The organism is Bradyrhizobium sp. SZCCHNR1098, from assembly GCF_032489375.1.
Classification (GTDB): domain Bacteria; phylum Pseudomonadota; class Alphaproteobacteria; order Rhizobiales; family Xanthobacteraceae; genus Bradyrhizobium.
Genome location: NZ_JAUEXY010000030.1, coordinates 1 through 1347, shown reverse-complemented (window position 1 = coordinate 1347; position 1347 = coordinate 1). Strand labels below are relative to the sequence as shown.

The 1347-nt window shown below is 66.2% G+C and carries 1 protein-coding gene; it reads right to left on the bottom strand.

Annotation, left to right across the window (positions count from 1 at the left end; translation table 11 throughout):
- Positions 1–58 precede the first annotated feature (58 nt).
- A complete protein-coding gene (locus tag QX135_RS32395; protein ID WP_316182717.1) occupies positions 59–1261 on the bottom strand; it encodes an integrase core domain-containing protein in 1203 nt (400 codons plus the stop codon).
- Between the last annotated feature and the right edge of the window lie 86 nt (positions 1262–1347).

Below are 1347 nucleotides of genomic sequence, written 5' to 3'. Positions count from 1 at the left end.
TGACCGACCGGGTTGATCCCTGACATTTTGGACCGGGCTGATCCCTGACACTATTCGATCACTGCTGTGTTGTCTCCGCCGTTTCCTGCGCGACGCGGAGCCGCGCACGCGGCGGAGCAAAGCGCAGGAAACGGCGGTCGCGGTCGATCAGCCCGAGGTCTCGGCCCCAGAAGCGGACGATGTGGCCGCCGGTATCGTGCTTGGCGAGGCCGATGAGTTCGCCGGCGAGCGCTTCGCCAACGAAGACGTGCTCGCCTTGCCATTTGATGTCCCCGGTGGGACGCACGCGGCGGACCTCGTGATCGGCGTCGTACCAGGGATCATCGAGACGGTCTGGCATGAAGCGCACCGGCCTGCGCCAGAGCTTGACGGGGGCCACCTGGTCGAGCGCCTCGTGCGGCCGCTCCTCGTTGAAGTGGCGGCGAAAGGCGTCGAAGCGTCGCTGCTGCTCGGCGGCCGTGTCTGCCGGTGGCTTCGACGTCTCGGCCTTCAGCGTGCGGTGCATGCGCTCGTGCCGGCCGTTGTCCTGCGGGCTCGCTGGTGGGATGTAGCGTGGCTCGATGCCGAGCTTGAGCCACCACACCGAGAGCGCCGAAAGGCCGCCAGCTCCCGTCGATCCGAACGGTACTCCATTGTCGGAGCGGATCGCGTCGGGAAGGCCGATATCCTTGAAAACGCGCTCCAGAGCGCCCTTCACGCCAGCCCAGGTCGGATCGACGATGCGCACCTCGATGAGATAGCGGCTCGCCGCATCGGTGATGGTGAGCGGATCGCAGCGCGTGCCATCGCCAGTGCGGAACCAGCCTTTGAAGTCGATCGCCCACTCGTCATTGGGGCCCTCCGCCGGCGTGATCAGCTCGCCCTGCGCGATCGCCCGACGTCGGCGTGGCCGCGCTTCGACCAGGCCTTCACGCTTCAGGAGGTCGCCGATCGTCGAGGCCGCCGGCCAGTCGACCTCCGGCCGCTCGCGCGCGAGCCAGGCCTTGATCTTCTTGGGGCCAAAATGCGGAAACCGTCGTCGTGTTGCGATGATGCGCCGTGCCAGCCGGTCCGCTGTGGCGTGCGGGCAGTTCTGCACGGCGTGGCTCTTCTCCTCGAACCACTGCGGATCCTCGCTCGCGCGGCGGCGCTCCCAAACGTAGAACGTCTCCCGGCTGATGCCGTGCCGCGCGCACAGCTCCGTCACCGAAAAAGCTCCCGTGTCGTACTCCCGAAACAACCCGATACGCTGCTCCACAGGACTGCTCTCCCTGAAAGGCATCGACCGATCCTCCTTCGAATCGGACGAAGCTTGCCTGTCAGGAATCAACCCGGTCTGAATTGTCAGGACTCAGCCCGGTTCATACC

Excerpts from the sequence above, each read along its gene's own strand:
- QX135_RS32395 (WP_316182717.1), bottom strand. The coding sequence starts at position 1,261 with ATGCCTTTCAGGGAGAGCAGTCCTGTGGAGCAGCGTATCGGGTTGTTT.